At 70.7% G+C, this 23,631-nt stretch carries 23 protein-coding genes; 6 read left to right on the top strand and 17 right to left on the bottom strand.

Features of this window, described 5'->3' with window-relative positions:
• Positions 1–11 precede the first annotated feature (11 nt).
• Positions 12–1,397: a helix-turn-helix transcriptional regulator gene (locus H5965_RS05910; RefSeq protein WP_310968267.1), complete on the bottom strand. Its 1,386-nt coding sequence runs from the start codon at positions 1,395–1,397 to the stop codon at positions 12–14.
• 318 nt (positions 1,398–1,715) lie between these two features.
• Between H5965_RS05910 and H5965_RS05915 the strand changes: the two genes are divergently transcribed.
• Positions 1,716–2,054: a hypothetical protein gene (locus tag H5965_RS05915; RefSeq protein ID WP_176173770.1), complete on the top strand. Its 339-nt coding sequence runs from the start codon at positions 1,716–1,718 to the stop codon at positions 2,052–2,054.
• Positions 2,055–2,066: 12 nt separating this feature from the next.
• Positions 2,067–2,483 (top strand): hypothetical protein, encoded by a 417-nt coding sequence (locus tag H5965_RS05920; protein ID WP_310968268.1) that lies wholly within the window; start codon positions 2,067–2,069, stop codon positions 2,481–2,483.
• A 318-nt stretch (positions 2,484–2,801) separates the two neighbouring features.
• Here H5965_RS05920 and H5965_RS05925 read toward each other — a convergent pair whose 3' ends face one another.
• A complete protein-coding gene (locus H5965_RS05925) occupies positions 2,802–4,061 on the bottom strand; it encodes an MFS transporter (protein WP_310968269.1) in 1,260 nt (419 codons plus the stop codon).
• Positions 4,054–5,370, bottom strand: a complete 1,317-nt coding sequence (locus H5965_RS05930) for a GH1 family beta-glucosidase (protein WP_310968270.1) — start codon at positions 5,368–5,370, stop codon at positions 4,054–4,056. Before H5965_RS05930 ends, H5965_RS05925 begins: the two co-directional genes overlap by 8 nt.
• Before the next feature lie 130 nt (positions 5,371–5,500).
• On the opposite strand from H5965_RS05930, the gene H5965_RS05935 reads away from it, so the two are divergent.
• On the top strand, positions 5,501–6,148 hold the full coding sequence (locus H5965_RS05935) for a TetR/AcrR family transcriptional regulator (protein ID WP_176173773.1): 648 nt from the start codon (positions 5,501–5,503) through the stop codon (positions 6,146–6,148).
• Positions 6,149–6,640: 492 nt separating this feature from the next.
• On the opposite strand, the gene H5965_RS05940 is transcribed toward H5965_RS05935, so the two are convergent.
• Complete coding sequence (locus H5965_RS05940; RefSeq protein ID WP_310968271.1) at positions 6,641–7,939, bottom strand: D-arabinono-1,4-lactone oxidase; 1,299 nt, start codon at positions 7,937–7,939, stop codon at positions 6,641–6,643.
• 86 nt (positions 7,940–8,025) lie between these two features.
• Between H5965_RS05940 and H5965_RS05945 the strand changes: the two genes are divergently transcribed.
• A complete protein-coding gene (locus tag H5965_RS05945) occupies positions 8,026–9,210 on the top strand; it encodes an amino acid deaminase/aldolase (protein WP_310968272.1) in 1,185 nt (394 codons plus the stop codon).
• Between the two features lie 7 nt (positions 9,211–9,217).
• Here the strand turns inward: H5965_RS05945 and H5965_RS05950 are convergent, their stop codons facing one another.
• Genes H5965_RS05950 through H5965_RS05960 form a run of 3 tightly spaced genes read right to left on the bottom strand, consistent with a single transcriptional unit; the run spans position 9,218 to position 11,476 of the window.
• Positions 9,218–10,168, bottom strand: coding sequence for a ribose-phosphate pyrophosphokinase (locus tag H5965_RS05950; RefSeq protein ID WP_310968273.1), 951 nt, complete (start codon positions 10,166–10,168; stop codon positions 9,218–9,220).
• On the bottom strand, positions 10,165–10,815 hold the full coding sequence (locus H5965_RS05955) for an SDR family oxidoreductase (RefSeq protein WP_310968274.1): 651 nt from the start codon (positions 10,813–10,815) through the stop codon (positions 10,165–10,167). The genes H5965_RS05950 and H5965_RS05955 overlap by 4 nt, the downstream gene beginning before the upstream one ends.
• 10 nt (positions 10,816–10,825) lie before the next feature.
• Positions 10,826–11,476 carry a hypothetical protein gene (locus H5965_RS05960; protein WP_310968275.1) on the bottom strand — a complete coding sequence of 217 codons (651 nt, stop codon included), beginning with the start codon at positions 11,474–11,476 and terminating at the stop codon, positions 10,826–10,828.
• A 423-nt stretch (positions 11,477–11,899) separates the two neighbouring features.
• On the opposite strand from H5965_RS05960, the gene H5965_RS05965 reads away from it, so the two are divergent.
• Positions 11,900–12,970: a CoA ester lyase gene (locus H5965_RS05965; RefSeq protein ID WP_310968276.1), complete on the top strand. Its 1,071-nt coding sequence runs from the start codon at positions 11,900–11,902 to the stop codon at positions 12,968–12,970.
• On the top strand, positions 12,967–13,824 hold the full coding sequence (locus H5965_RS05970) for a CoA ester lyase (protein ID WP_310968277.1): 858 nt from the start codon (positions 12,967–12,969) through the stop codon (positions 13,822–13,824). The genes H5965_RS05965 and H5965_RS05970 overlap by 4 nt, the downstream gene beginning before the upstream one ends.
• A gap of 15 nt (positions 13,825–13,839) precedes the next feature.
• Here H5965_RS05970 and H5965_RS05975 read toward each other — a convergent pair whose 3' ends face one another.
• The 10 genes from H5965_RS05975 to H5965_RS06020 form a co-directional block, all read right to left on the bottom strand.
• Positions 13,840–14,709, bottom strand: a complete 870-nt coding sequence (locus tag H5965_RS05975; protein WP_310968278.1) for a CU044_5270 family protein — start codon at positions 14,707–14,709, stop codon at positions 13,840–13,842.
• A complete protein-coding gene (locus tag H5965_RS05980) occupies positions 14,702–15,223 on the bottom strand; it encodes a sigma-70 family RNA polymerase sigma factor (protein WP_310968279.1) in 522 nt (173 codons plus the stop codon). Before H5965_RS05980 ends, H5965_RS05975 begins: the two co-directional genes overlap by 8 nt.
• Before the next feature lie 80 nt (positions 15,224–15,303).
• On the bottom strand, positions 15,304–16,689 hold the full coding sequence (locus H5965_RS05985) for an amidase (RefSeq protein WP_310968280.1): 1,386 nt from the start codon (positions 16,687–16,689) through the stop codon (positions 15,304–15,306).
• A gap of 9 nt (positions 16,690–16,698) precedes the next feature.
• On the bottom strand, positions 16,699–17,454 hold the full coding sequence (locus H5965_RS05990) for an SDR family oxidoreductase (RefSeq protein WP_310968281.1): 756 nt from the start codon (positions 17,452–17,454) through the stop codon (positions 16,699–16,701).
• Positions 17,451–18,863, bottom strand: a complete 1,413-nt coding sequence (locus H5965_RS05995) for an aldehyde dehydrogenase family protein (RefSeq protein ID WP_310968282.1) — start codon at positions 18,861–18,863, stop codon at positions 17,451–17,453. Before H5965_RS05995 ends, H5965_RS05990 begins: the two co-directional genes overlap by 4 nt.
• Positions 18,856–19,629, bottom strand: coding sequence for an ATP-binding cassette domain-containing protein (locus tag H5965_RS06000; protein WP_310968283.1), 774 nt, complete (start codon positions 19,627–19,629; stop codon positions 18,856–18,858). The genes H5965_RS05995 and H5965_RS06000 overlap by 8 nt, the downstream gene beginning before the upstream one ends.
• On the bottom strand, positions 19,626–20,357 hold the full coding sequence (locus tag H5965_RS06005; RefSeq protein WP_310968284.1) for an ABC transporter ATP-binding protein: 732 nt from the start codon (positions 20,355–20,357) through the stop codon (positions 19,626–19,628). The genes H5965_RS06000 and H5965_RS06005 overlap by 4 nt, the downstream gene beginning before the upstream one ends.
• A complete protein-coding gene (locus H5965_RS06010) occupies positions 20,354–21,160 on the bottom strand; it encodes an ABC transporter permease (RefSeq protein ID WP_310968285.1) in 807 nt (268 codons plus the stop codon). The genes H5965_RS06005 and H5965_RS06010 overlap by 4 nt, the downstream gene beginning before the upstream one ends.
• Entirely contained in the window at positions 21,160–22,104 is a 945-nt protein-coding gene (locus H5965_RS06015) for an ABC transporter permease (protein WP_310968286.1), read from the bottom strand. Before H5965_RS06015 ends, H5965_RS06010 begins: the two co-directional genes overlap by 1 nt.
• Positions 22,101–23,591 carry an ABC transporter substrate-binding protein gene (locus tag H5965_RS06020; protein WP_310968287.1) on the bottom strand — a complete coding sequence of 497 codons (1,491 nt, stop codon included), beginning with the start codon at positions 23,589–23,591 and terminating at the stop codon, positions 22,101–22,103. Before H5965_RS06020 ends, H5965_RS06015 begins: the two co-directional genes overlap by 4 nt.
• Positions 23,592–23,631 lie beyond the last annotated feature (40 nt).

A 23,631-nucleotide genomic window follows, 5' to 3' on the forward strand; every position in this document is an offset into this window, starting at 1 on the left:
CGCTCTCGGGGTCAGGCGGCGTAGAAAGCGTGGAGGCGGTCGGCGAGGTCACGGGCGTCGGCGTTGTTGCGGCGGCGCTCGGCCTCTTCCTGCAGGGGCCGCATCCGGTCCTTGACCCGCTCCGACTTGATGCCCTCGGCGCAGTCGATGGCCTTGCCGCCGACCTTGGCGCCGTGGTCGAGGTCGCCGTCGAGCAGGTGGTTGGTGGCGAGCGCGCTCAGCATGAACGTCTTCGAGCGGGCCATCTCGTCGTCGTAGGACTCGACGGCCCTGGTCAGCGCCGGGATCGCGTACTTCGTGTGCTCGGCGTTCTTCTGCGCGAGGACCGTGTGGACGGTGCCGACCATGGCGTAGACGTCGGTCTCGGTGAAGAACTTGACCCACGACTCGGCTTCGGCCAGGTTGGCGCGTTCGAACTCGTCCTTGCTCCGGCCGAGCAGCTTCACCGCCTGCTCTTCGTTGCCCATCATCGCGTAGGCCCAGGCTTCGTTCGCGCAGAGCACGGAGACGGCCAGCTCGGAACCGCTTTCCTGAGCGGCGATCTGGCCCAGCTGGAACAGCTTCAGCGCGTCGTTCGGGGCGTCCTGGTGCAGGTAGACGCGGCCCATGCGGTAGAGCACGTTGGCCACCAGCGGGTGGTTTTCGCCCTGCTTGGCCAGGTCCAGCGCGTTCGCGAAGTGGCCGCGGGCGGAGTCCATCAGGCCGGTGTCGAAGGAGGTCCAGCCGGCCAGCGAGTGGAGGTCGGCGAGCGCGACGTACAGCCGGTTCTTGACGATTTCCGTGCCGTGCGCCTCGAGCATCTGCTGGCCCCAGGACAGCTGGGCCACCACGGCGTCGCGGCAGAACCCGCCGCCGTACTGGTAGTCGAGCGCCCGCAGCGCCCGCGTCGCGGCTTCGACCTGGCGGACGTCGGTCATGCCGATGCGCCCGGGCGCCGGCGTCCTGGCCGGCCCGGCCGCCCAGGTGCCCGATTCCGGACCGAACACCGCCGCACCCATCGTGACCTGGGCAGCGTGCGCGAGGAACCTCCGTCGCTTCACGGACTCGTCCTCCTCAGCCTGCTGGCCGTCGGCGGAGCCGACGACCCGTATCGCCGTGGCCTCGTCGTAGGCGAGGCCCATGTATCCACGGGGGACGCCCAGGCCGTCGGCGATCCTCGTGAGCACGTCGTAGGCCATGACCTGGCGACCCTTGAGGATCTCCGACACCTCGGACTGGGACTGGCCGGTCATCGCGGCGATCTGGCGCTGCGAGACACCGTGCTTGCGCAGGAGCCGGTAAACGGCGCTGATCTCGCGCGACGCGAGAGCCGTTCTCATCTCCGGCTGCTCCCACGCGTCAGCGGGAACTGCGTGGCTCTGCCGGGCTTCGGCACTGCCACCGTTACTGGCGTCCATCGCGCCCCCTCCACTGTCCGGTCGGGCGTCTGTGAAACAGCGTAGGCAAACCTGCGGAACCGTGTGAACAGCCGAACTGGTGCCCTGATCGGTCGGGGCGAAGTCCGCTGACCGCTTACCGTGGAACCGAGCCCAGTCACCGCTATGACGCCGATTCCACCTTCTATCGCACTCGGTTTCACCTCACTGTAGTTGTCAGATCTCCGTCACCGGCCGCACACCGGTAGCGATCACGGAGAGCTACGAAAACCGCAGCGTCGTGACAAGGCGATGTTGCAGAAGGCATCTTCGGACACTTTTGACAGAGCGGAGAAGGGCGTGGAGTTCGTGGACTCGTTCGCAGGGGGACATGCCGGCACGGCGACCCGCGCCGTGCGGACGGCGATGGTCTCTCCCGCCCCCGCTGTCCGTCCCGTCACCCCGGCCGCCGCGGTGGACCCCCGCACCGCGAGCGTCCGCCACTACGAGGGCGGCCAGCTCGTGTGGCGCGTGCAGTGCGGCGACCTCATCAGCCGCGAACGCGCGGTGACGGTGTTCGTCGAAGACAACCAGGTGGTACTGGTCTCGCCTCCCGGTGAGACCGCGCGGCTGACGTCCGGCCAGCTCGGACAGCTGCGCGCCGCGCTCAACGAAGCCGCCAAGATGGCGGAAAGGTAACGGTGAGCTGACATGGATCAGGTACTCGGGCAGGTCCTCCGCAACGCGGTCTGGGAGCGCCTCGACATGCTGACCGACCTGGCGAACCGCGCCGACGCCCAGTCGCTCGTCTCGGTCGCGCGCTCCGAACTGCCCCGGTTGACCGAGGCGTGGCGCGCGATGCTGAAGATGCACGAGCCCGACGAGCGCGGCGACTGCCCGACCTGCTCGACCCGGTGGCACCGCTGCAAGGCGCCGTGCTCGGTCTGGCAGGTCGCGCACGAACACCTGGTGGCCGGCGGCCTGGCCCCGCAGCAACAGTCCGCGACGGACCGCCGCCTGCAGGGCCGCCGCAAGAGCCCCGTCCCGGCCCACCCCGCGCCGCCCACCGCGGCCGAGACCACCGGTCGCCACGCGCTCGTGAACCCGCGCCGAGCGGTCACGGCCTGACCCCCTGAACCGGCGAGCCGCGGCCGGCCGATCGCCCCATCGGACCCGCGTCTGCACTCGCCCCGGCCGAGGACTGTTTCGCCCGCACCCCCGAGCAGCGCGAACCAGTCCTCGGCCAACACCCGGTCCCCACCGCGATTAATCGAAAAAAATCCGCGTTAGGCCTAGCCCAGGCGGTAATCCCCCGCTAGATTGATCAACACAAGCGGTATGGACCACTGGTTCACCCGCTCTGTTCGCCCGAGCGGCCCACGAATTCCGCGGGCCGGTGCCGTTGCACTCCCCTCCCCCGACCGGCACCGGCCCGCGGTTCCACGTCTAGCGAACCGCCTTCACGCGCAGCACGAGCACCGCGGCCAAGAGCGTCGCGATCGCCGAAGCCGCGAAGAGCCCCGGATATCCGCCGAGGTAGGCGAGCACCAGCGGCGTCACCAATGGCGCGACCACCTGCGGCAGCGAGTTCGCGATGTTGATGATGCCGAAGTCCTTGGCCCGGTTCTGCGCCGCGGGGAGCACCTGCGTCAACATCGCCAGCGCGACCGCCATGTACGCCCCGAAGCCGACGCCGAGCAGCGGGGACGCGGCGAGCGCGACCGGCCAGCTCTGCCAGACGACGAGCAGCAAAGCGGCCAGTGCCATCACTCCGGAGGCCACCAGGACGTACGGCTTGCGCCGTCCGGACTTGTCGGAGAAGTGCCCCGCGAGCGCGGCGCCGGCGACGAGCGCGACACCGTACAGGCCCATCATGATCAGCAGGCCGTTCTCCGGGTCCGGGTAGTGCACCGCGTCCTGGAGGAAGAACAAGAGGTAGAGCGTGCCGAACGCGTTGCCGAGGTTGATCATGAAGTGGCAGCTCCACGCCCACGCGAAGTCCGGGTACTTCCGGGGCGACACCCAGAAGTCCCGCAGCACCTGGCGCAGCACCCACGGCGGCCGGAACTCGACCGGCAGCCGCGCGTCCGGCGTCCGGAGCACGAAGAACGCGGCGCCGATCACGACGATCCCCGCGCAGACCGCGTAGGCCAGCGGCAGCCCGGCCATGCCGAGCACGACGACGACCACGACCGCACCCAGAACCGTGCCGAGCATCTGCGCGATGCCGACAAGGCCGCCGACCACGGCCAGCTGCCCCACCGGAACCCGATCGGGCAGGGCGGCCATGAGCGCGGCGAGCATGCCGTTGAGGCCACCCTGCACGAGGCACCAGCCGACGATCATCACGACGACCGTCGGCGCCAGCGCCAGCACCGCCAGCCCGACGGCGGCGACGATCGCGCCGACGACGGTCCACGGGTGCCGCCGGCCGAACCGGGAGCAGGTCCGGTCGGACAGCAGCCCGATCGCGGGGTTGGCGACCAGCGCCACCGCCGCGCCGAAGCCCATCACCACCCCGAGCACGGTTTCCTTGTTCACGGCGTCGAGCAGCTCGGCCTGCTTCGGCAGCAGCACCTGGATCGGCGCGTAGACGCCCAGCCAGAGCGCGATGTTGGCGAAGAACAGCAGGCTCATCCAGCCGGGCCGCACCCGCACGGTGGGTTCGGCGAGCGCCTCGGGAACCGCCTGGGTCGTTTCACTCATTCCGCACCAGCTTCCGGTACCAGTGGAACGAGTCCTTCGGCGTCCGCCGCAGGGTCTCGTAGTCGACGTGCACCAGGCCGAAGCGCGGCGCGTAGCCCTTGGACCACTCGAAATTGTCCAGCAGGGACCAGCAGAAGTAACCACGGACGTCGACGCCGGCGTCCATCGCCTCGCGCAGCGCGACGAGGTGACCGTGCAGGAAGTCGATGCGTTCGGGATCGTGGACACCACCGTCTTCGGCGACTTCGTCGGCGAAGCTGCAGCCGTTCTCGGTGATCTGGATGGGCGGCAGCTTGTCCCGGTAGCGGTGGTGGAAGTCCAGCAGCAGTTCGCGCAGGGCGTGCGGGACGATCGGCGAACCGTTCGTCGTCATCGGGTAACCCTCGATGTCCCGCAGCTCGAAGGGCAGCGGGTTGCCGGGGCCGGGCATCGCGACACCCTGCGGCTCGTAGTAGTTGATGCCGTAGAAGTCGAGCGGCTGCGCGATGGTGGACAGGTCGTCGGCGAACCCGGCGGGCAGGTGCGGGTGCAGCTCTTCGGGGTAGGTGCCGAGCAGCATCGGGTCGGCGTAGAGCCGGTTGAGCAGCGCGTCGAGGTAGGTCGCGGCGTCCTGGGCGTCGTCGTCGGCGGGCCAGATGGGCGAGTGGTTGTTGGCCGTGCCGATGTTCGTGGCACCCGCCGCGCGCAGGGCCTGGATCGCGAGGCCGTGCGCGAGGTTCTGGTGGTGCGCGGTGGGAATGGCGTCCAGCAGCAGGACCTTGCCGGGCGCGTACTCGCCGATGCCGTAGCCGAAGATGGACATGACCATGGGCTCGTTGAGCGGAATCCACAGTTTCACCCGATCGGCGAAGCGCTCTCCGAGGATCCGGGCGTACTCGGCGAAGCGCTCAGCGGTCGCCCGGGAGAGCCAGCCGCCGTCGTCTTCGATGGCTTGGGGGGTGTCCCAGTGGTAGAGCGTGACGGCGGGAGCGATCCCGGCCGCGCAGACGGCGTCGATGAGCTTGTCGTAGAAGCCGAGGCCTTCGGGGTTGGGCGCGCCCGTCCCGTCGGGCTGGATGCGCGGCCAGGCGATGGACATCCGGTAGGCCCCGACGCCGAGTTCCGCCATCAGCGCGATGTCTTCGGGGTAGCGGTGGTAGTGGTCGGCGGCTACGTTGGCTTGTTCACCGCGGGCGATCTTGCCCTCGGTCGCGGTGAAGGTGTCCCAGATGGACGGTCCGCGCCCACCTTCGCTGGTGGCGCCTTCGATCTGGAACGCCGATGTCGAAACACCCCAGAGGAAGTCGGGCGGGAAGTTCGGGTTCTGCACCGGCTGCTGACCCCTTCGTCAAGGCACCCGTACGGGTGAACATGAAAAGTTCTCATATACTAGGTCGTCACTCGTCCGTGGGGAAGCCCGTCGGCACGATAAAGTCCCAGATCAGACGAGGAGGAGCGCCGTGTCCGACATCCAGGCCGCGAAGGTGCCGGCGGAAGCCACCCCCTTACGCCGCCAGCCGGTCCAGCAGCGAAGCGCGAAGAGGGTCGAGCAGATGCTCGACGCGAGCGCGGCGTTGATCGACGAGCTCGGTTACGACGCGCTGACGACGACTTTGATCGCCAAGCGGGCCGGGGTCGCCGTGGGTTCGCTGTACCAGTTCTTCCCGGACAAGAGAGCCGTGGTCCAGGCTTTGACGGCCCGGAACCTCGAGCGCTTCGTGGGCGCGGTGAACGAGCGCCTCAAGCAGCTGGGGCCGGAGCACTGGTGGGACGTCGTGGACTCGATCCTCGACATCTACCTGGAGATGCACCGGACGGTACCCGGGTTTTCGAAGGTCCACTTCGGCGACATCATCGACCGCCAGCTGCTGGACGAGACGCGCGACAACAACGCGGTGATCGTGGATTCGCTGACGGATCTGGTGGCCACACAGGTGGATCGGCCGGTGGAGGATCTGCGGTTCGCGATCACGATCGCGAACGAGGTCGCGGACGCGCTGATGAAGCTGGCTTTCCGCCGCGAGCCGAGCGGCGACGAGAAGATCGTCGCCGAGGCGAAGTACGTGGTGAAGGGGTATTTGGCGGCTCGGTTCGGGGAGCGGTCGTAGGGCTGTCCACAGGAGTTGTCCACAGGTAGGCACAGCTGTGGACAACTGCGTGGATTCGGGGTGGGTTGTCAGTGGGGGCCGATAGACTGGAAGTGGGGGTTCCCCCAGGGAGGGCGGGCGCGCGCGTGTGTGCGTGTGTGCGTGCGCCGGGGCTCCCGGGCTCCCGGGCTCACGGGCTCCCCGAAGGTCGCGAATGACTCATTCGGGACGTCGGAGGTCCCGAATGAGTCATTCGCGACACCGCAGGCCCCGCCAGCGCCCGTCGGCCGAACACAGGCCTCACCCGGCAAAGCCGGGGCACCCGGCCCGAACGGCACGCTGACGCCCGAACCGGCGCCCAACCCAGACCTCCCCCGGCGCCCCGATCCGAAGCCGGCACGCGGCCGGTGGTGCCGGGGCAAGGCACGCTTTCCCGCCTTGACGCGGTACCACCGGCCGTAGTCACAATCACGGCTTCGGGGTGGCGGGCCACCTGCTGCGCGGAGATGTCCGCTACACAGCCGGCCCGAGTACCCGGTCCAGATACGTGTTGCTGAAGACCCCGCTCGGATCGGTTTCCTTGCGCACGCGCAGGAAGTCGTCGAAGTGGGGGTAGCGCGTGCGAAGAGTTCCGGCGTCGAGGTCGTGCATCTTGCCCCAGTGGGGGCGGCCGCCGACGGCGCCGGCGATCTTCTCGAACGCGCTGAAGTACTCGCGGTACGGCATGCCGATGAACTGGTGGATGGCGATGTAGGCGGAGTCGCGGCCCTGGGCCGTCGACAGCCAGATGTCGTCGGCGGCGGCGACGCGGACTTCGACCGGGAACATCACCGGGTGCTTCAGCGTCGGCACTACCGCCCGTAGTTCGGCGAGCACGTCGAGCACTGATTCACGTGGAACAGCGTATTCCGTTTCGGTGAAGCGGACGTTGCGCGCGGTGACGAAGACGCGGTGCGAGAGGTCGCTGTACTCGCGTGCACTCAAAACATTGGAAGCGAAGCTGCCGAGGGACGGCACGAGCTTCGGCATCAGCCGCCCGGTTCGGCAGAGGCCGCCGAACGCGACGTTCTCCATGATCCGGTAGTCGACGAACTCGCGGACCTTGCTCAGCGGCCGGGCCGTCTCGGTTCGGTTGTTGCGCTTGACCAGGGCGTTCTTGCCGTAGGGGAACCAGTAGAACTCGAAGTGCTCGTTCTCGTCGGCGAAGTCGTGGAAGCCTTCGAGGACCTGCTCCAGCGGCTCCGGTCGTTCCTGCGCGCGCAGGACGAAGGACGGCTCGCACTTCAGCGTCACCGTGGTGATCACGCCGAGCGCGCCGAGTCCGACGCGGGCCGCGGCGAAGAGGTCGGGCTTTTCGGCCGCCGAGCAGGTGACGACCGAGCCGTCCGCGAGGACGAGCTCGAGCGCGACGACCTGGGTGGCAAGGCCGCCGAGCTTGGCGCCGGTGCCGTGGGTGCCGGTGGAAATCGCGCCGGCGACGGTTTGTGCGTCGATGTCCCCGAGGTTGGTCATGGCCAGCCCGAGCGCGTCGAGGGCGGCGTTGAGCTCCCGGAGCGTGGTGCCCGAGCGGACGGTGACGTGCCCGGTCTCGAGGTCGGCCTTCTCCACGCCGGTCCAGTGCCGCAGGTCGAGCGCGTCGGAGTCGGCGGCGGCGATGGCGGTGAAGGAGTGCCCGCTGCCCCACGGACGCACGGTGCGGCCGGCCGCGGCGATGCTTTCGACCGTCGCCGCGATTTCGGCCGTGGTGCGCGGCTGGTGAACGTGCTGCGGCGAGGCGGACGCCGTGCCCGCCCAGTTGGTCCACCGGGTCATGCGCGCGCACCCTTCATCCGTGAATGGCCGAAACAGTAAGTGAATAGTATTCGCGTTTCAAGCCTTCGTGTCGTACTTTAGACCTCGTGACCAGTGCGACGGTGTACGACTTGGCGACCAAGGACCTCGATCCACCCTTGGCCGTGGTCGACTTGGCGGCTTTCGACGCGAACGCCGCCGACCTCCGCCGCCGCGCGGCGGGCAAGCCGATCCGCGTGGTCAGCAAGTCGGTCCGGTGCCGGGCGCTGCTGCAGCGGGTGCTGACGATGCCGGGTTTCGAAGGCCTGATGTGCTACTCGCTGGCGGAAGCGGTCTGGCACGTCGAGCAGGGCACGACCGATGACATCGTCGTCGCCTACCCGACGGCCGACCACGAAGCCCTTCGCCGCCTGGCCGCCTCGGACGAGGCCCGCGCGGCGATCGCGATCATGGTGGATTCGCCCGCTCACCTCGACCTGGTGGACGCCGCCCTCGGCCACAACCACCCCGAGATCCGCGTCTGCCTGGAGCTGGACGCCTCCTGGCGCCCCTTCCCGGGAGTCCACGTCGGCACGCGGCGGTCGCCGGTGTTCACGCCGAAGCAGGCCTCGACGTTCGCCCGGCAGATCGTCACCCGGCCGGGCTTCCGCCTGGTGGGCGTGATGGCGTACGAAGGCCAGATCGCGGGCCTCGGCGACGCGGCCGGCCCGCGCCTGAACCAGGCGGTGGTGGGCTGGATGCAGCGCCGGTCGGCGGCCGAGCTGGCCCGCCGCCGTGGCGAAGCGGTCCGGGCGGTCGAGGCCGTGACGCCCCTGGAGTTCGTCAACGGAGGCGGAACGGGCAGCCTCGAGTCGACGGGCGCGGACGCGGTGGTGACGGAGATCGCGGCGGGCTCGGGCCTGATCGGACCGACGTTGTTCGACGGCTACACCCGCTTCAAGCCCCGCCCGGCGGCGTTGTTCGCCCTGCCGGTGGTCCGGCGCCCGACCCGCAACATCGCGACGCTGTTTTCGGGTGGGTACATCGCCTCGGGCCCGACCGGTCCGTCCCGCCAGCCCAAGCCGTACCTGCCCAAGGGCTTGAAGTTCCTCGGCTTCGAGGGCGCGGGCGAAGTCCAGACGCCGGTGACGGGCCGGGCCGCCCGGACCCTGAAGCTGGGTGACCGGGTGTGGCTGCGGCACGCCAAGGCGGGCGAGCTGGCGGAGCGGTTCACCCACTACCACCTGGTGCTGGGCGACCGGGTGGAGCGAACGGTCCCGACGTACCGCGGCGAGCACCAGAACTTCGGCTGACCCGCGCTCAGAACAACGCCGACACCGATTCGCCGTTGTGGATGCGGCGGATGGCTTCGGCCATCGCCGGGGCGATCGAGAGGATCTTCAGCTTCTCGGTGCGCTCCTCCTCCGGCACCGGGACCGTGTTGGTGCAGACGATCTCCAGCACCTCCGGCCGGCTGCCGATGCGCTCGATGGCCTTCGCCGCGAACAGGCCGTGCGTGCACGCCACGCGGATCGAGCGCGGGTGCAGCTCGGCCAGCCTGTCCAGCAGTTCGAGCACCGTGCTGCCCTTGGCGATCTCGTCGTCGAGCACGATCACGTCGCGGCCGGTGATCTCGCCGATCACCGAGGTGATCTGGACGCGGTCGTCCGGGAAACGCTCCTTCGCGCCGGCCGCGACCTGGACGCCGAGGAGGCGCGCGAAGTGCGATGCCTCCTTCGCGTTGCCCAGGTCGGGTGAGACGACGGTGGCGCGCGAAAGGTCGTACTGGCGGAAGTGCTTGGCCAGCTCCTGCAGCGCGTGCAGGTGGTCCACCGGGACGCTGAAGAAGCCGTGGACCTGCGGCGAGTGCAGGGTCATCGCGAGCACGCGGCTCGCCCCGGCCGTCACCAGCAGGTCGGCGACCAGCCGGCCGCCGATGGAGATGCGGGGTGCGTCCTTCTTGTCGGAGCGCGCGTACGAGTAGTGCGGGATCACGGCGGTGATCCGGGACGCCGAGGCGCCGCGGGCCGCGTCGAGCATCAGGAGCAGTTCGACCAGGTGCTCCTGCACCGGCTTGACCAGCGGCTGGATGATGAACACGTCCCGCTCGCGGCAATTGGACTGGAGCTGCACCTCGAGGCAGTCGTTGGCGAACCGCTGGATCTCGACCGGCCGCAGCGGTACGCCGAGGTGCTCGCAGATCTCTTCGGCCAGTTCGGGGTGCGCGCTGCCGCTGAAGACGGCGATCTCTCTCGATGCCTGGGTGATCACAGCGCCGCGATCGCCTCGCCGATGGCGTCCTCACCCGAGATCAGCGTCAGGGTGCGGTGCACCGAAGCCGGCGTCTCGAGCAGGCCGACGAGCACCGCGGCGACGTCGTCGCGCGGGATGGGGCCGCGGCCGGTCCGCTCGGCCAGCAGGACCAGGCCGGTGCCGGGGTCGTCGGTGAGCGACCCGGGCCGGAGGATCGTCCAGTCCAGATCGCGCGCCTTGAGGTCGTCCTCCGCCGCGCGCTTGGCGCGCAGGTAGTGGCGGAACTCCTCGGTGACGTCAGGGTTCTCCGGGTTGTCGGCCCCGATGGACCCGACCTGGACGTGCCGCCGGACGCCCGCGCGCTCGGCCGCTTCGGCGAACAGCGCCGCGGCGCCCCGGTCCACAGTGTCCTTGCGGGCGGTGCCGCTGCCCGGGCCCGCGCCCGCGGAGAAGACCGCGGCGTCGGCGCCCTTCAGCACCTCGGCGACGGCGTCCACATCGGAGTTCTCCAGGTCGAGCACGACGGCTTGGGCACCGACGGCTTCGAGGTCCGCCGCGTGGGCGGGGTTGCGGATGATGCCGACCGCTTCGTCACCGCGCGCGGCGAGCAGCCGCTCGAGCCGCAGCGCGATCTGACCGTGTCCACCAGCAATGACGACTCGCATGGAGCCGACTTTAGTGCGAAGCGGGCGCCTCCGCGGTCCGGAGCAGGTGGTCGTAGACCAGCTCGTTGACCAGGCGGGAGACCGGGTCCTCGGCGAGCACGACGCGCTCGGTGCGGCCCTCGAGGTCGAGGTCGACGACCGCGTTCGGGTCGGCGGTCACGACGGCGAGGCCGTACGCGCGGGCGCGCGGCAGGCAGTTGCCGACGTAGTCCTCGGTCAGCACCGCCGGGGAGGGGAGGACCATCGCGGCCTCGCCGTAGCGGGCGAACGGAACCGCGGAGGCCATCGCGGTGCGCCAGTGGCGCGCGACGGCCAGGACGCCGACGATCTCGGCGGCCGGGGCGGGGGCGGTTCCGGCCAGCTCCGGCCAGGTCCAGGTGTCGACGGTGGCGCGGTCGGCCACCGGGCCGGCACCCATCGCGATGCGTTCGGCGTGCACGTCGGTGCGGAGCTTGGCGACCACGCAGACCTTGCGGCCGAGGATCGTGATCTCGGGGAGGACGACGCCGTTCCAGCCGAGCTGGGCGGCGGCGGCGCGGGCGAGCTCGTCGACGCTCGCGGGGAGCTCGATCGGCGGCACCACGCGGCTCGGCATCGACCGGCTGCGCTTCGCGCCACCGGCGACCGTCGAGCGCTCGGTGTTCTGAGGTGTAGCCGCCACGAGTCCGCCTCCTTCTAACCTGCACCGCTTCGTGACCGGGGGAAACCGGCACCTCACTTGTCTAACAGCGCGGCGGCGCGGCGTCGCCGGGTAGTGCGAGTGGCTGCGATCGGCGGCGCCCAGCGGTCGATGACCGGTCGGTAGGCGGTCATCGGACTTCGGTCGAACGGTGCGGCCAACCGAGTGATCGCGAGGTGAGTGGCATTACGGTCCGGCAACGGGCGATTACCCGCGGCAGAACCGGCCAAACCCGATCCGACTAGCCCGGATGGCGCAACAACGGCAAAATCCACAGTGGACGCGGGTCGCTGAGCTGCGGTTGTCCGCCGTCACCCACATGGCGGTGACTTGCACCGCAGCGGTCCCGCGCGCGCGGGACTAAAGTTACCGACCAGTCACTTAGCCGCCCGCCGTGGAGGACCGATGCGCTCCCCGAAGGACTTCTTCGCCCCGCTCGCCCTGGGCGCGCCCGCGCCCGTGCGGGAGATCCCGGTGACGCCGTCCCGGATGATCCACTTCTTCGACCCCGGCAACGAGAAGATGGCGGCGAAGGTGCCGGACATCGCGAAGAAGGTCGACGTCCTGCTCGGGAACCTCGAGGACGCCGTGCGCGCCGACCGCAAGGAGGCCGCGCGCGCCGGGCTGGTCGCGATCGCCAAGGCCCACGACTTCGGGAAGACGCAGCTGTGGACGCGCGTCAACAGCCTGGACTCGCCGTGGGTGCTCGACGACCTGATCACCCTCGTCACCGAGATCGGCGACAAGCTCGACGTCATCATGGTGCCGAAGGTCGAGGGCGCGCAGGACATCCACTACGTCGACCGGCTGCTGGCCCAGCTGGAAGCGCGGGCGGGCCTGACGAAGCCGTTGCTGGTGCACGCCATCCTCGAGACGGCGAGCGGCGTGGCCAATGTGGAGGAGATCGCCGGCGCGAGCCCGCGCATGCAGGGCATCTCGCTCGGCCCGGCCGACCTGGCCGCGAGCCGGCGCATGAAGACGACCCGGGTCGGCGGCGGGCACCCGGGTTACCTGGTGCGCACCGACCCGACCGGCGACGACCTGACCGCGGGCCGCACGACCTACCAGCAGGACCTCTGGCACTACACGGTGGCGCGGATGGTGGACGCCTGCGCGATGCACGGGATCCTGCCGTACTACGGGCCGTTCGGGGACATCCGCGACGTCGTCGCGTGCGAGGACCAGTTCCGCAACGCGTTCCTGCTCGGCTGCGTCGGCGCGTGGAGCCTGCACCCGGTGCAGATCGACATCGCGAAGAAGGTGTTCTCGCCTTCGCCGTCCGATGTGGCCTGGGCGCGCCGGGTGATCGCCGAGATGGGCGACGGCACGGGCGCGGTGATGATCGACGGGAAGATGCAGGACGACGCGTCGGTGAAGCAGTGCCGCGTGGTCGCCGAACTGGCGGACGCCCTCGCGGCGGACGACCCCGAACTCGCCGCGGCCTACGACGCGGCCACCAAGGAGGCCCTCGGATGACCGAGCTGAAGCCGAGGCGTTCCGTCCTCTACATGCCCGGCGCGAACGAGCGGGCGCTGGAGAAGGCCAAGACCATCCCGGCGGACGCGCTGATCCTCGACCTCGAGGACGCCGTCTCCCCCGACGCCAAGGAAGCCGCGCGCGACCGCGTCTGCGCGGCGGTCGGCGACTACGGTGCCAAGGAAGTGACGATCCGGGTCAACGGCCTGGACACCGAGTGGCACGACGCCGACCTGCGCGCGGCCGCGGCCGCCGGCCCGGCCGCGGTGGTCGTGCCGAAGGTGAACTCGGCGGCCGAGGTGCACAACATCGAGCGGGCCCTGGAGCTCGGCGGGGCGCCGGACCACACGAAGATCTGGGCGATGGTCGAGACGCCGGTCGCGATGCTGCACGCGGAGGAGATCGCGGCGGCCTCCGAGCGGCTGACCGTGCTGGTGATGGGCACGAACGACCTGGCCAAGGAGCTGCACGCGGAGTTCGTCCCCGGCCGCGGGCCGCTGCTGGGCGGGCTTTCGCTGTGCCTGCTGGCCGCCCGGGCGACCGGAAAGGTCATCCTCGACGGCGTCTACAACGACGTGAAGGACCTGCCCGGTTTCGAAGCCGAGTGCGAGCAGGGCCGGCAGTACGGGTTCGACGGCAAGACGCTGATCCACCCGGCGCAGGTCGAGCCGTGCAACCGGATCTTCGCGCCGTCCGAGGAGGAGATCGACCGCTCGCGGCGGATCATCGAGGCCTTCGAGGAAGCGCAGAAGGACGGCCGCGGCGTCGTGACGGTGGACGGCCGGATGATCGAGAACCTGCACGTCGACAACGCGCGGCGGGTGCTGGCGCTCGCCGAGGCCGTCAAGAACTGACGGCCTCGGCGAAGCTCACTCCGGCAGCGAGTCCGTCCACTCGGAACGGACCTGCGCACCCTGCGGATCGGCGACCACGTAGATTGCGCCGTCCGCGGAGACGTACATCGATGTGCGGTTGATGCGGCCGGTTGCGGGGTCGACCACCAGGCGGTAGTCCCCCGGCAGCCGGAAGCCGCGGCCGCCGGGGACGGGGCCGAGGTCCTGGACGCCGGGGTATGCCGCGATCGAACGGAAGGCCGCCGCTCGGACGGCTGGTGGGGCGGGCAGGGTCGACACCAGGGACACCATCGACAGCAGCAGCTCCCGCTCGCGGTCCTCCGCGGTGAAGGGGCCCGCGCTCGTCCGGGCGCCGCTGTGCGCGATCGCGTTCACGAGCCAGTCCCGCAGCGCCGCCGGGTCGGTGGGCAGGGTGCGGAGCTGCTCGAACGTCACCTCGCTGGCCGCCAGCCGCAGCTTGAACGCCCCCAGCGGCATCACCCGGCCCCCGCTCTTCGCGCCGCGGAACCACAGGTGGCCGTCGGCGGAGTACCAGTACTCGTACCCGCCCTTGGCGTCGGCCGTCTTCACGTGCCAGTACTTTCCGGTGTCCGCCGGGGAACGCTCGGCCACCGTGGCCGCCGCCAGCAGGACCTCCTGGCCCGTCAGGACGGGGGCGACCGCCTGCGGAGGCGGGGCCTGGGCGGGGGCGCCGGGCAGGGTGGCCACCACGACGGCGGCCGCGGCCGCCGTGGCGACCAAGCCGGCCCCGAGCGCCAGCGGGCGCACCCGGCGGCGGGGAGTCGCCTGCATGTGGTTCTGCAGCCGGTGCCGGCTCCGGTCGGCGACGTCCTGGGGCACTTCGCTCGGCGCCAGCACGGCGTGCAGGGTCTGCAGGTCATTCATCGGTGGCCTCCGGGGCGAGAACGGGGGTGAGCTTCTTGCGGGCGCGGTTCAGGCGGGAGCCGACCGTGCCTGGGGAGATGCGCAACGCTTCGGCGACTTCGGCGTAGCCGAGCTCGCCGAGGGCGACGAGCAGCAGGACGTCGCGCTCGCCGGCGGACAGCCGGGCCAGCGCCTTGCCGAGCTGCCCGACCGCGATCGCCGAGACGACGCGGCTTTCGTGTCCTTCGGCGGCTTCACGCGGATCAAGCCGCGAAAGGGCGCGGTAGTGGCGCGCCTCCTTGCGGCGGTGCCGGGAGACCAGGTTCGTCGCGATGCCGAACAGCCAGGCGCGCGGGTCGCCGCGGCTCGCGTCGAACGTCTTCCGGCGGTCGAAGGCGACGAGGAACGTCTCGGCCGCGACGTCCTCCGCGGCCTGGGGGCCGAGGCGCCCGGCGACGTACCGGTAGATGGCCGCGAAGTAGCGGTCGTGCACCTCGGTGAACTGCTCGGTGCCGAGCACCGAGGCCGCCGTCATGGGGCTGCCTCTGTCATGGGGTTCCTTCCCGTCGGCGACAGCTTCACCCCACACTTCGCCGAAGGTCCGGAACTTCTTCCCTACCCGATCGGCCAGGGCCGCTGCGGCGGGCGGAGCCGTTCGTATGCCGCCGCGGCGCGGAGGACGCCGAGGTCGTCGAAGCGGCGGCCGGCGAGCTGGAGGCCGATCGGCCGGCCGTCGTCGGTGTAGCCGCAGTTCACCGACGCCGCGGGCTGGCCGGACATGTTGTACGGCACGGTGAACGCGATGTGCTCGAACGGCCGGGCCGGGTCGTTCGTCGGGGACGCCCACTCCGCCGGCGGCGCCGCGACCGGGCTGGTCGGCGACAGGACGACGTCGAACGCCGAGGTCGCGCGCAGGGCCGCCACACTCATCACGTCGATCTGGGCGAAGCCGCGGTAGACGGCCACCCCGGACGCGTCCGCGCCACCCGCCGCCCAGTCCGCGATGTACGGCAGGACCTTGGCGCGGCGCTCCGGCGGCAGGTTCACCAGGTCCGACCAGGCCCGCGTGCGCCAGAAGACGTCGAGGCCTTCGAGCATGCCGCGGGTGAGGAACGGCTCGACCGGCTCGACGACCGCGCCCGCCGCTTCGAAGGCCCGGGCCGCCGCGGTGACGGCGTCGCGGATCGCCGGGTCCACCGGGAGGCCGACCCCGGCGTCGAGCTGCAGACCGACGCGCAGGCCGGCCGGCGAAAGGTCCAGCGAAGCCCAGTCGAGCTCCGCCGGCGGCAGGCACAGGTGGTCGCGCGAGTCCGGGCGCGAGAGCACGCTCATCAGCAACGCCGTGTCGGCGACCGTGCGGGTCATCGGGCCGGCGACCCGGCCCAGGAACGGCGGGACGACCGGCACCCGGCCGAAGCTCGGCTTCAGGCCGGCCAGCCCGCACCAGCCCGCGGGCAGCCGGATCGAGCCGCCGATGTCCGTGCCGACGTGCAGCGGGCCGTACCCGGCGGCGGCCGCGGCGCCGGCGCCCGCGCTGGACCCGCCGGGCGTGGCCGAGAGCTGCCACGGGTTGCGGGCCGTGGTGTGGAAGCTCGACAGCCCGGACGTCAGCATCCCGAAGTCCGGCATGGTCGTCTTGGCCAGCAGGACACCGCCGGACTCGCGGATCCGGGCCGCCACCGGGGCGTCGTCGGTGGCCGGCACCAGGTCCGTCACCGCCGTGCCGAGCGGCACCGGCGTGCCGCGGGTGGCGATGTTCTCCTTGATGGTGAGCGGGACGCCGTCGATCGGGCCCAGCGGTTCGCCGGCCGCCCAACGAGCTTCGGACGCCTTCGCGTCTTCGCGAGCTGCTGAAGGGTCGTACGCGTACAACGCGTGCAGCTCCGGCTCTCGCGCTTCGATGCGCGCGACAACGGCTTCGGTCACCTCGACCGGCGAGAGCGTCTTCGCGCGGTACTGCGCGACGAGTTCGACGGCGGTCAGGTCAGGCAGCTCGGTCATGAGCGCTCCTCACGAGGCAGGCGGGTCGAAGCGGCCGTCGACGGCGGTCCAGCCACCGTCCACCGCCAGCACTGAGCCGGTCACGAACGACGAAGCATCCGAAGCGAGGTACACGACGGCTCCGGCGAGCTCTTCCGGACGCGCCCAACGGCCCAACGCCCCCTTCGTCGCGTACGCGTCGTACCACTCGGGGTTCGCCTTGATCTGGGCGGTCAGCGGCGTCTCGACGACGCCGGGGGCGATCGCGTTCACCCGGACCCCGGCCGGGCCGAACTCGGCGGCGGCCGTCCGGAACAGCTGGACGAGCCCCGCTTTCGTCGCCGCGTACGGGCCCTGGCCGGGCTCGACGGTCGTGCCGCGGATCGACGAGAAGCCGATGATGCTCCCCCGCCCGCGCGCGACCATGTCGGCGCCGAAGACCCGCACGACCTCGAACGTCACGCCGAGGTTCAGCGCGAGGACGCGGTCGAACTCCTCCCGCGTGTAGTCGAGGAGCCGCTTGCGGACGTTCATCGCGGCGGTCAGCACGACGACGTCCTGCGGCCCGAGGTCGGACGCGGCCTTGTCCAGGGCACCCGGTTCGAGGAGGTCGAGTTCGTACGCCTCGCCGACGCCCGCCTCCCGTGCGGCTTCGAGGTCGCGGTCGGCGCAGACCACGTCGGCGCCGTGCGCGGCCAGGGCACGCGCGGCTTCGCGGCCGATGCCGCCCGCGCCGAGCACGACGGCCCGCCGTCCGTCGAGCCGGAACAACGTCGAGTAGTTCACGGGCGCAGCACCGCCATCCTCGTCACGGTCAGTTCCTCGACGGCGAACCGCGGCCCTTCGCGGCCGATGCCGGAGTCCTTCACGCCGCCGTACGGCATGGTGTCCGAGCGGAAGCCGGGCACCTCGTTGACGACGACCCCGCCGACCTCCAGCTCGTCGAGCGCGCGGAACGCCGTGTGCAAGGACTTGCTGTAGACGCTGGCGTGGAGGCCGTACCGGGACGCGTTCACCGCGGCGAAGGCTTCGTCCACATCGGACACCGTGCGCACGCAGACGACCGGGCCGAAGATCTCCTCGTCCCAGGCTTCGACGCCGTCCGGGACGTCGAGGAGGACGGTCGGCCGCAACACCGTGCCGTCGACACCCCCGCCGAACCGGCGGCCGCCGGCCTTCTCGATCCACGCGGCTACGCGGTCGGTGGCCGCCGGGTCGATCAGCGCGGACACCCGCGTCTTCTCGTCGCGCGGATCGCCGACGACGACCTCGTCGAGCCGCGCGAGCAGCCGTTCGGTGAACTCCGCAGCCACCGACGAGACGACCAGGACCCGCTGCACCGAGATGCAGGCCTGGCCGGACGCGTAGAACCCGCCGCGCAGCACGGCGTCCACGGCCGCGTCGAGGTCGGCGTCTCCGGCCACCACGAGCGCCGCGTTCGAGCCCAGCTCCAGCAGGATTTTCGTCGGGGCCGCGTCGCGGGCGATGCGGTGCCCGACCGCGGCCGAGCCGGTGAACGAGACCGCGCCGATCCGGCGGTCCGTCGTCAGCGCGGCACCCACCGAAGCATCGCCGGTGACCAGCTGGACCAGGGCGGGCACGGGCGCGAGCGAGCGCACGAAGTGGACCAGCCGGAGCGTGGCCAACGGCGTCTGGGGCGCGGGCTTGACGATCACCGGGCAGCCCGCGGCGATCGACGGGGCGATCTTGTGGGACGCCAGCAGCAGCGGGTAGTTGAAGCCCGCGATGCCGACGACGACGCCGATCGGCTTGCGCTTCCAGAACCCGACCAGGCCGTCGCCGGACGGCAGGAGGTCGAGCGGCACGGTCTCGCCGTGCAGCCGGGAGACCTCTTCGGCGGCGGCTTCCCAGGTGACGATCGTGCGTGCGACCTCGACGCGGCAATCGACCAGCGGCTTGCCGGTCTCCAGCACGAGCAGGTTCTCGAACTCCTCGCGGCGGGACCGGATCGCCGCAGCGACGTCGTTGAGCAGCGACCGCCGAACCCGCGAAGGCAGCGAAGCCACTTCGCGCGCGACGGCGACAGCCTCGTCGACGGCCCGGCGCGCGAGCGAAGGCGTGCCGACCGGCGCGGTGCCGACCACGCTCCCGTCGTAGGGGAAAACGATTTCTTCGGTATCCACAGTGGACACCCAGCCGTCGCCGATCGGCAGGCCATCGGGGTACTCAGCCATCGTCACCTCCGCGCAGCCGGGCGAGTTCCGCGCGCAGGTTCGGCGCGGCTTCGAGGAGTTCCCGCGTGTAATCGTGCCGGGGCGCGTCGTAGACCTGGCCGACGTCGCCGAGCTCGACGATCTCGCCGCGGCGCATCACCGCGACCCGGTCGCAGACGTGCCGGACGACGCCGAGGTCGTGCGACACGAAGATCAGCGTGAGCGCGAACTGTTCCACCAGCGCATCGAGCAGGTCGAGGATCTGGCCGCGCACGGAGACGTCGAGGGCGCTGACCGGCTCGTCGGCGATCAGCACGCTCGGGTTCGGCGCCAGCGCGCGGGCGATCGAGATCCGCTGCCGCTGGCCGCCGGAGAACTGGTGCGGGTAGCGCCCCGCCGCGTCCGCGGGCAGGCCGACGGCGGCGAGCAGTTCGGCGACGCGGTCGGGCTCCCGGCGCCCGAGCGGCTCGGAAACGATGTCGAGGACACGCATCCGCGGGTCGAGCGAGCCCATCGGGTCCTGGAAGACGATCTGCAGTTCCGAGCGCAGGAAGCCGAGGCGGCGTTCCGGCAGGCTGTCGATCCGCCGACCTTGGAACGACACCGTGCCGGCGGTCGGCTGGTCGAGCGCCGCCAGCAGCCGGACCAGCGTCGACTTGCCGGAGCCGGACTCCCCGACGATGCCGAACCGCTGCCCGGCCTCGACGTCGAAGCTGACACCGCGCAAGGCGTGCACGTTCCGCCGGGCGTACCGGCGTTCGAGGTCGCGGACTTCGATGATGCTCATCGGCGCGCCTCCAGGTCCGAAGCATCCAGGAGTTTTCGCGTGTAGGCGTGCGACGGCGATGTCAGCACTTCGCGCGTCGAGCCCGCTTCGACGATCTCGCCGTCCAGCATCACCAGCACGCGCTCGCACACCGAGGCCACGACAGCGAGGTCGTGCGTGATGAACAGCAACGCGCTCTCGGCGGGCAGTGACGTCTTGATGAGCGCAAGGATCTGGGCCTGCACGGTGACGTCGAGGGCGGTCGTCGGCTCGTCGCAGATCAGCAGCGACGGCTCGTTGGCCAGGGCCATCGCGAGCACGACCCGCTGCCGCTGGCCGCCGGAGAGCTGGTGCGGGTACGCGCGGGCCGTGTCCGGCAGGCCCACCGCGTTCAGGAGGTCCTCGGCGCGGTGCCGGCGGCCGTGGATCCGGCCGGGCTCGGTGACCTGGCGGCCGACGCGCATGGCCGGGTTCAACGCCGTCATCGGCTCCTGGAACACCATGGCCAGCTCGTCGCCGCGCAGCCGGGACAAGTCCTTTTCGGACATTCCGAGCAGTTCGCGGCCGTTCAGGGTCACCGAACCGGACGCGGGCAGCTCCTCGGGCAGCAGGCCCATGATCGACAACGCCGTCAGCGACTTCCCGGAGCCGGACTCGCCGATCAGGCCGACGCGCTCGCCGGCGCCGATCTCGAAGGAGACGTCCCGGACGAGAGAAGAAACGCCGAGGCCACGCACCGAGAGCGTCATACGCGGGCCGCCAATCGGGGGTCCAGGCGGTCGCGCAGGCCGTCGCCGAGGAGGTTGAAGCCGAGCACGGCGACGGCGATCGCGATGCCCGGCACCAGCGCCAGCCGCGGCTGCACGGTCAGCAGTTCCTGGGACTCCTGCAGCATCCGCCCCCACGACGGGGTCGGCGGCCGGGTGCCGAAGCCGAGGAACGACAGGGCCGCTTCGGCGAGGACGGCGATCGCGAACGACACCGACGCCTGCACGATCAGCAGGCCGGAGATGTTCGGCAGCACGTGCCGCACGGCGATGTTCAGCCGCGACCGGCCGCCCGCGCGGGCCGCCAGCACGAACTCGGTGCTCATCACCTGCAGCGTCCCGGACCGGGCGATCCGCGCGAACGACGGGATGGTCGCGATGCCGATGGCGACCATGGCGGTCAGCGTGTCCGCCCCGAACACCGCGCCGAACATGATGGCCAGCAGCAGCGCGGGGAAGGCGAGCACGAGGTCGTTGACGCGCATGACGAACTCGCCGAGCCACCGCGGTGACATCCCGGCCAGGATGCCCAGCGGCGTCCCGATCACCGCGGCGATGCCGACCGCGACGACTCCGACGTACAACGTCGTGCGGGCGCCGACCATGAGCTGGCTCAGCAGGTCGCGGCCGAACTTGTCGGTGCCGAACCAGTGCGAGCCGGTGAAGCCGAGCAGCCGGTGGGCCGCGTCGACCTTCACCGGGTCGAACGGCGTCCACGCGAACGACAGCAGCGCGGCCAGCACGACCAGGCCGACGAGCACCCCGCCCAGCACCAGATTGCGCATCACGAACCTCGCAATCGGGGGTCGAGCACGGTGTAGAGGACGTCGACGACGAAGTTGACCAGCAGCACGCCCACCACCAGGACCAGCACGATCCCCTGCACGGTCAGCAGGTCACGCGCGGAGACGGCGTCCAGCAGCATCGAACCGAGGCCGGGCAGCACGAACACGCGCTCGACGACGACCGCACCGATCAGCAGCGTCGCCAGCTGCAGGCCGAGCACGGTGACCACGGGCACCGACGCGTTGCGCAAGCCGTGACGCACCAAGGCCTGTCCCGGGCGGAGGCCTTTGGACCGCGCGGTGCGCAGGTAGTCCTGGCCGAGCGTGTCGAGCACGGCGGAACGCACGTAGCGCGTCAACACCGCGCCCTGCACCAGGCCGAGCGACAACGCCGGGAGGATCAGCCCGCGGACGAACTCGCCGAAGTCCTGGTTCGGCGGTGTCCAGCCCCCCGAAGGCAGCCAGCGCAGCTGCACGGCGAAGATCTGCACGAGGATGATCCCGGCCAGGAACGCGGGGATCGCGACACCGATCTGCGACAGCCCCGAGACGCTCGCGCCCGACGCCTTCCGGTGCTTCACCGCGGCGAACGTCCCGGCCGGCACCGCGATCACGAGTGCCACCAGCATGCCCGCGCCGACGAGCCAGAGCGTCACGCCCAGGCGGTCGAGCAGCTGCGGGCCGATCGCGTCGCGCGTGACGTACGAGCGGCCGAAGTCGCCGTGGAGGACGCCGCCGATCCAGTCGAAGTACTGCGTGACCAGCGGGCGGTCGATGCCGAACTCGGTGCGCGTCTTGGCCAGCAGCTCCGGCGTCGCGTTGACGCCGAGCGCGACCTGGGCCGGGTCGCCCGGCAGCACGGCCATGAAGAGGAACACCACGATCGACGCGGCCAGCACGCTGACCACGAAGATCGCCACCCGGCGCAGCACCCTGGCCGTCATCGCGGCGCCAGCCCGGTGAGGTCGAACGACTCGCTGACCTGGTTCCGGACGAACCCGCCGACCTTGGCCTTCGCGACGATCACGTTGGGGAACAGGAACAGCCAGTCGGCGGCCGCGTCGGTGTTCAGCTGCCGCGCCACCTGCTTCATGTCCGCGACCTGCTGCTCCGGCGTCCCGCTGTCGGCCTCGGCGAGCAGCTGCTGGACGCGCTTGCTGTCGTAGCCCCAGTAGTACTTCGGCTTCCCGAACGTCGTGATGTCCCTGGCTTCGACGTGCTGGATGATCGACAGGTCGTAGTCGTGGTCGGTGAACACCTGCTTGAGCCACACCGCCGGGAAGTCGAGCGGCTCGATCGTGGTCCGGACGCCGACGTCGGCGAGCTGCGATTGGACGACCTGCGCGGCCGAAACCGCGTACGGCAGGTTCGGGATCCGCAGCCGCAGGCTCAAGTTCGTCGCGCCGGCTTCGGACAGCAGCGCCTTGGCCCGCGCGGGATCGAAGCGGTAGGCGTTCGACAGGTCCTCGTACCAGGGGTCGGTCGGCGGGACCATGCTGCCGATCAGCGTGCCGCGGCCGGCCCACGCCGTGTCCAGCAACGCCTTCCGGTCGATCGCGTAGGTCAGGGCCTGGCGCACGCGGACGTCGTTCAGCGGCGGCCGCGCGTTGTTCATGGCGAGGGTGACCTCGGAGTTCGTCGTGCCCTGGACGACCTGGAACCGGTCGTCGGCCTGGAACTGCGGGATCGAGTCGGGCGCGGTGATCGCGGAGATGACGTCGATGCCGTTGCTGGACAACGCGTTGTTCAGCGCGGTCGGGTCCTTGATGTACTTGAGGACCACCGTCGAGTACGCCGGTTTCCGGCCCCAGTAGGCGGGGTTCGCCGTCAGCACCACGGAGTCGCCGCGCTTGCGGGCCGAGACGACGTACGGCCCGGTGCCGACCGGCTTGTTCGCCAGGTCGGCGACGCCGGTCGGGCTGAACATCGCGCCGAGCCGGCTGGTGAGGCTGAACAGCCAGCCGTTGGACGGCTTCGACAGGACCACCCGCGCGTGGTCCGGCGCCACGACGTCGACGTGGTCGACGACGTCCATGGTCGCCTTGATCGAGATCGTCCAGCCGGTCTTCACGCGCATCAGGGAGAACTTGACGTCCTCGGCGGTGAAGGGGGCGCCGTTGCTGAACTTGACGCCCTGCTGCAGCTGGAAGTCGTAGGTCTTGCGGTCCGGGCTGATCGTCCACGACTTCGCGAGCAGCGGGACGACCTTGCCCTGCGCGTCGAGCTTCACCAGGCCTTCGTAGACGTTGTAGAGCAAGGCCTGCGGGATGGCGGCACCGTCGGTGCGGGTGAAGTCGAAGTTCGCCGGTTCCGCCGTGAAGCCGACGGAAAGCGTGCCCGGACCGGCGGAAACGCTCGCGGACGAGCCGGCCGAGCAGCCGGACACCACGAGCAGCAGCGCCGCTGCCACCACGGGAATCCGGGCTTTCATTCGGCCTCCAGACAAGTACACTGGTCTGACCAGTAGCCTG

The organism is Amycolatopsis sp. 505 (assembly GCF_031625235.1).
Taxonomy (GTDB): domain Bacteria; phylum Actinomycetota; class Actinomycetes; order Mycobacteriales; family Pseudonocardiaceae; genus Amycolatopsis.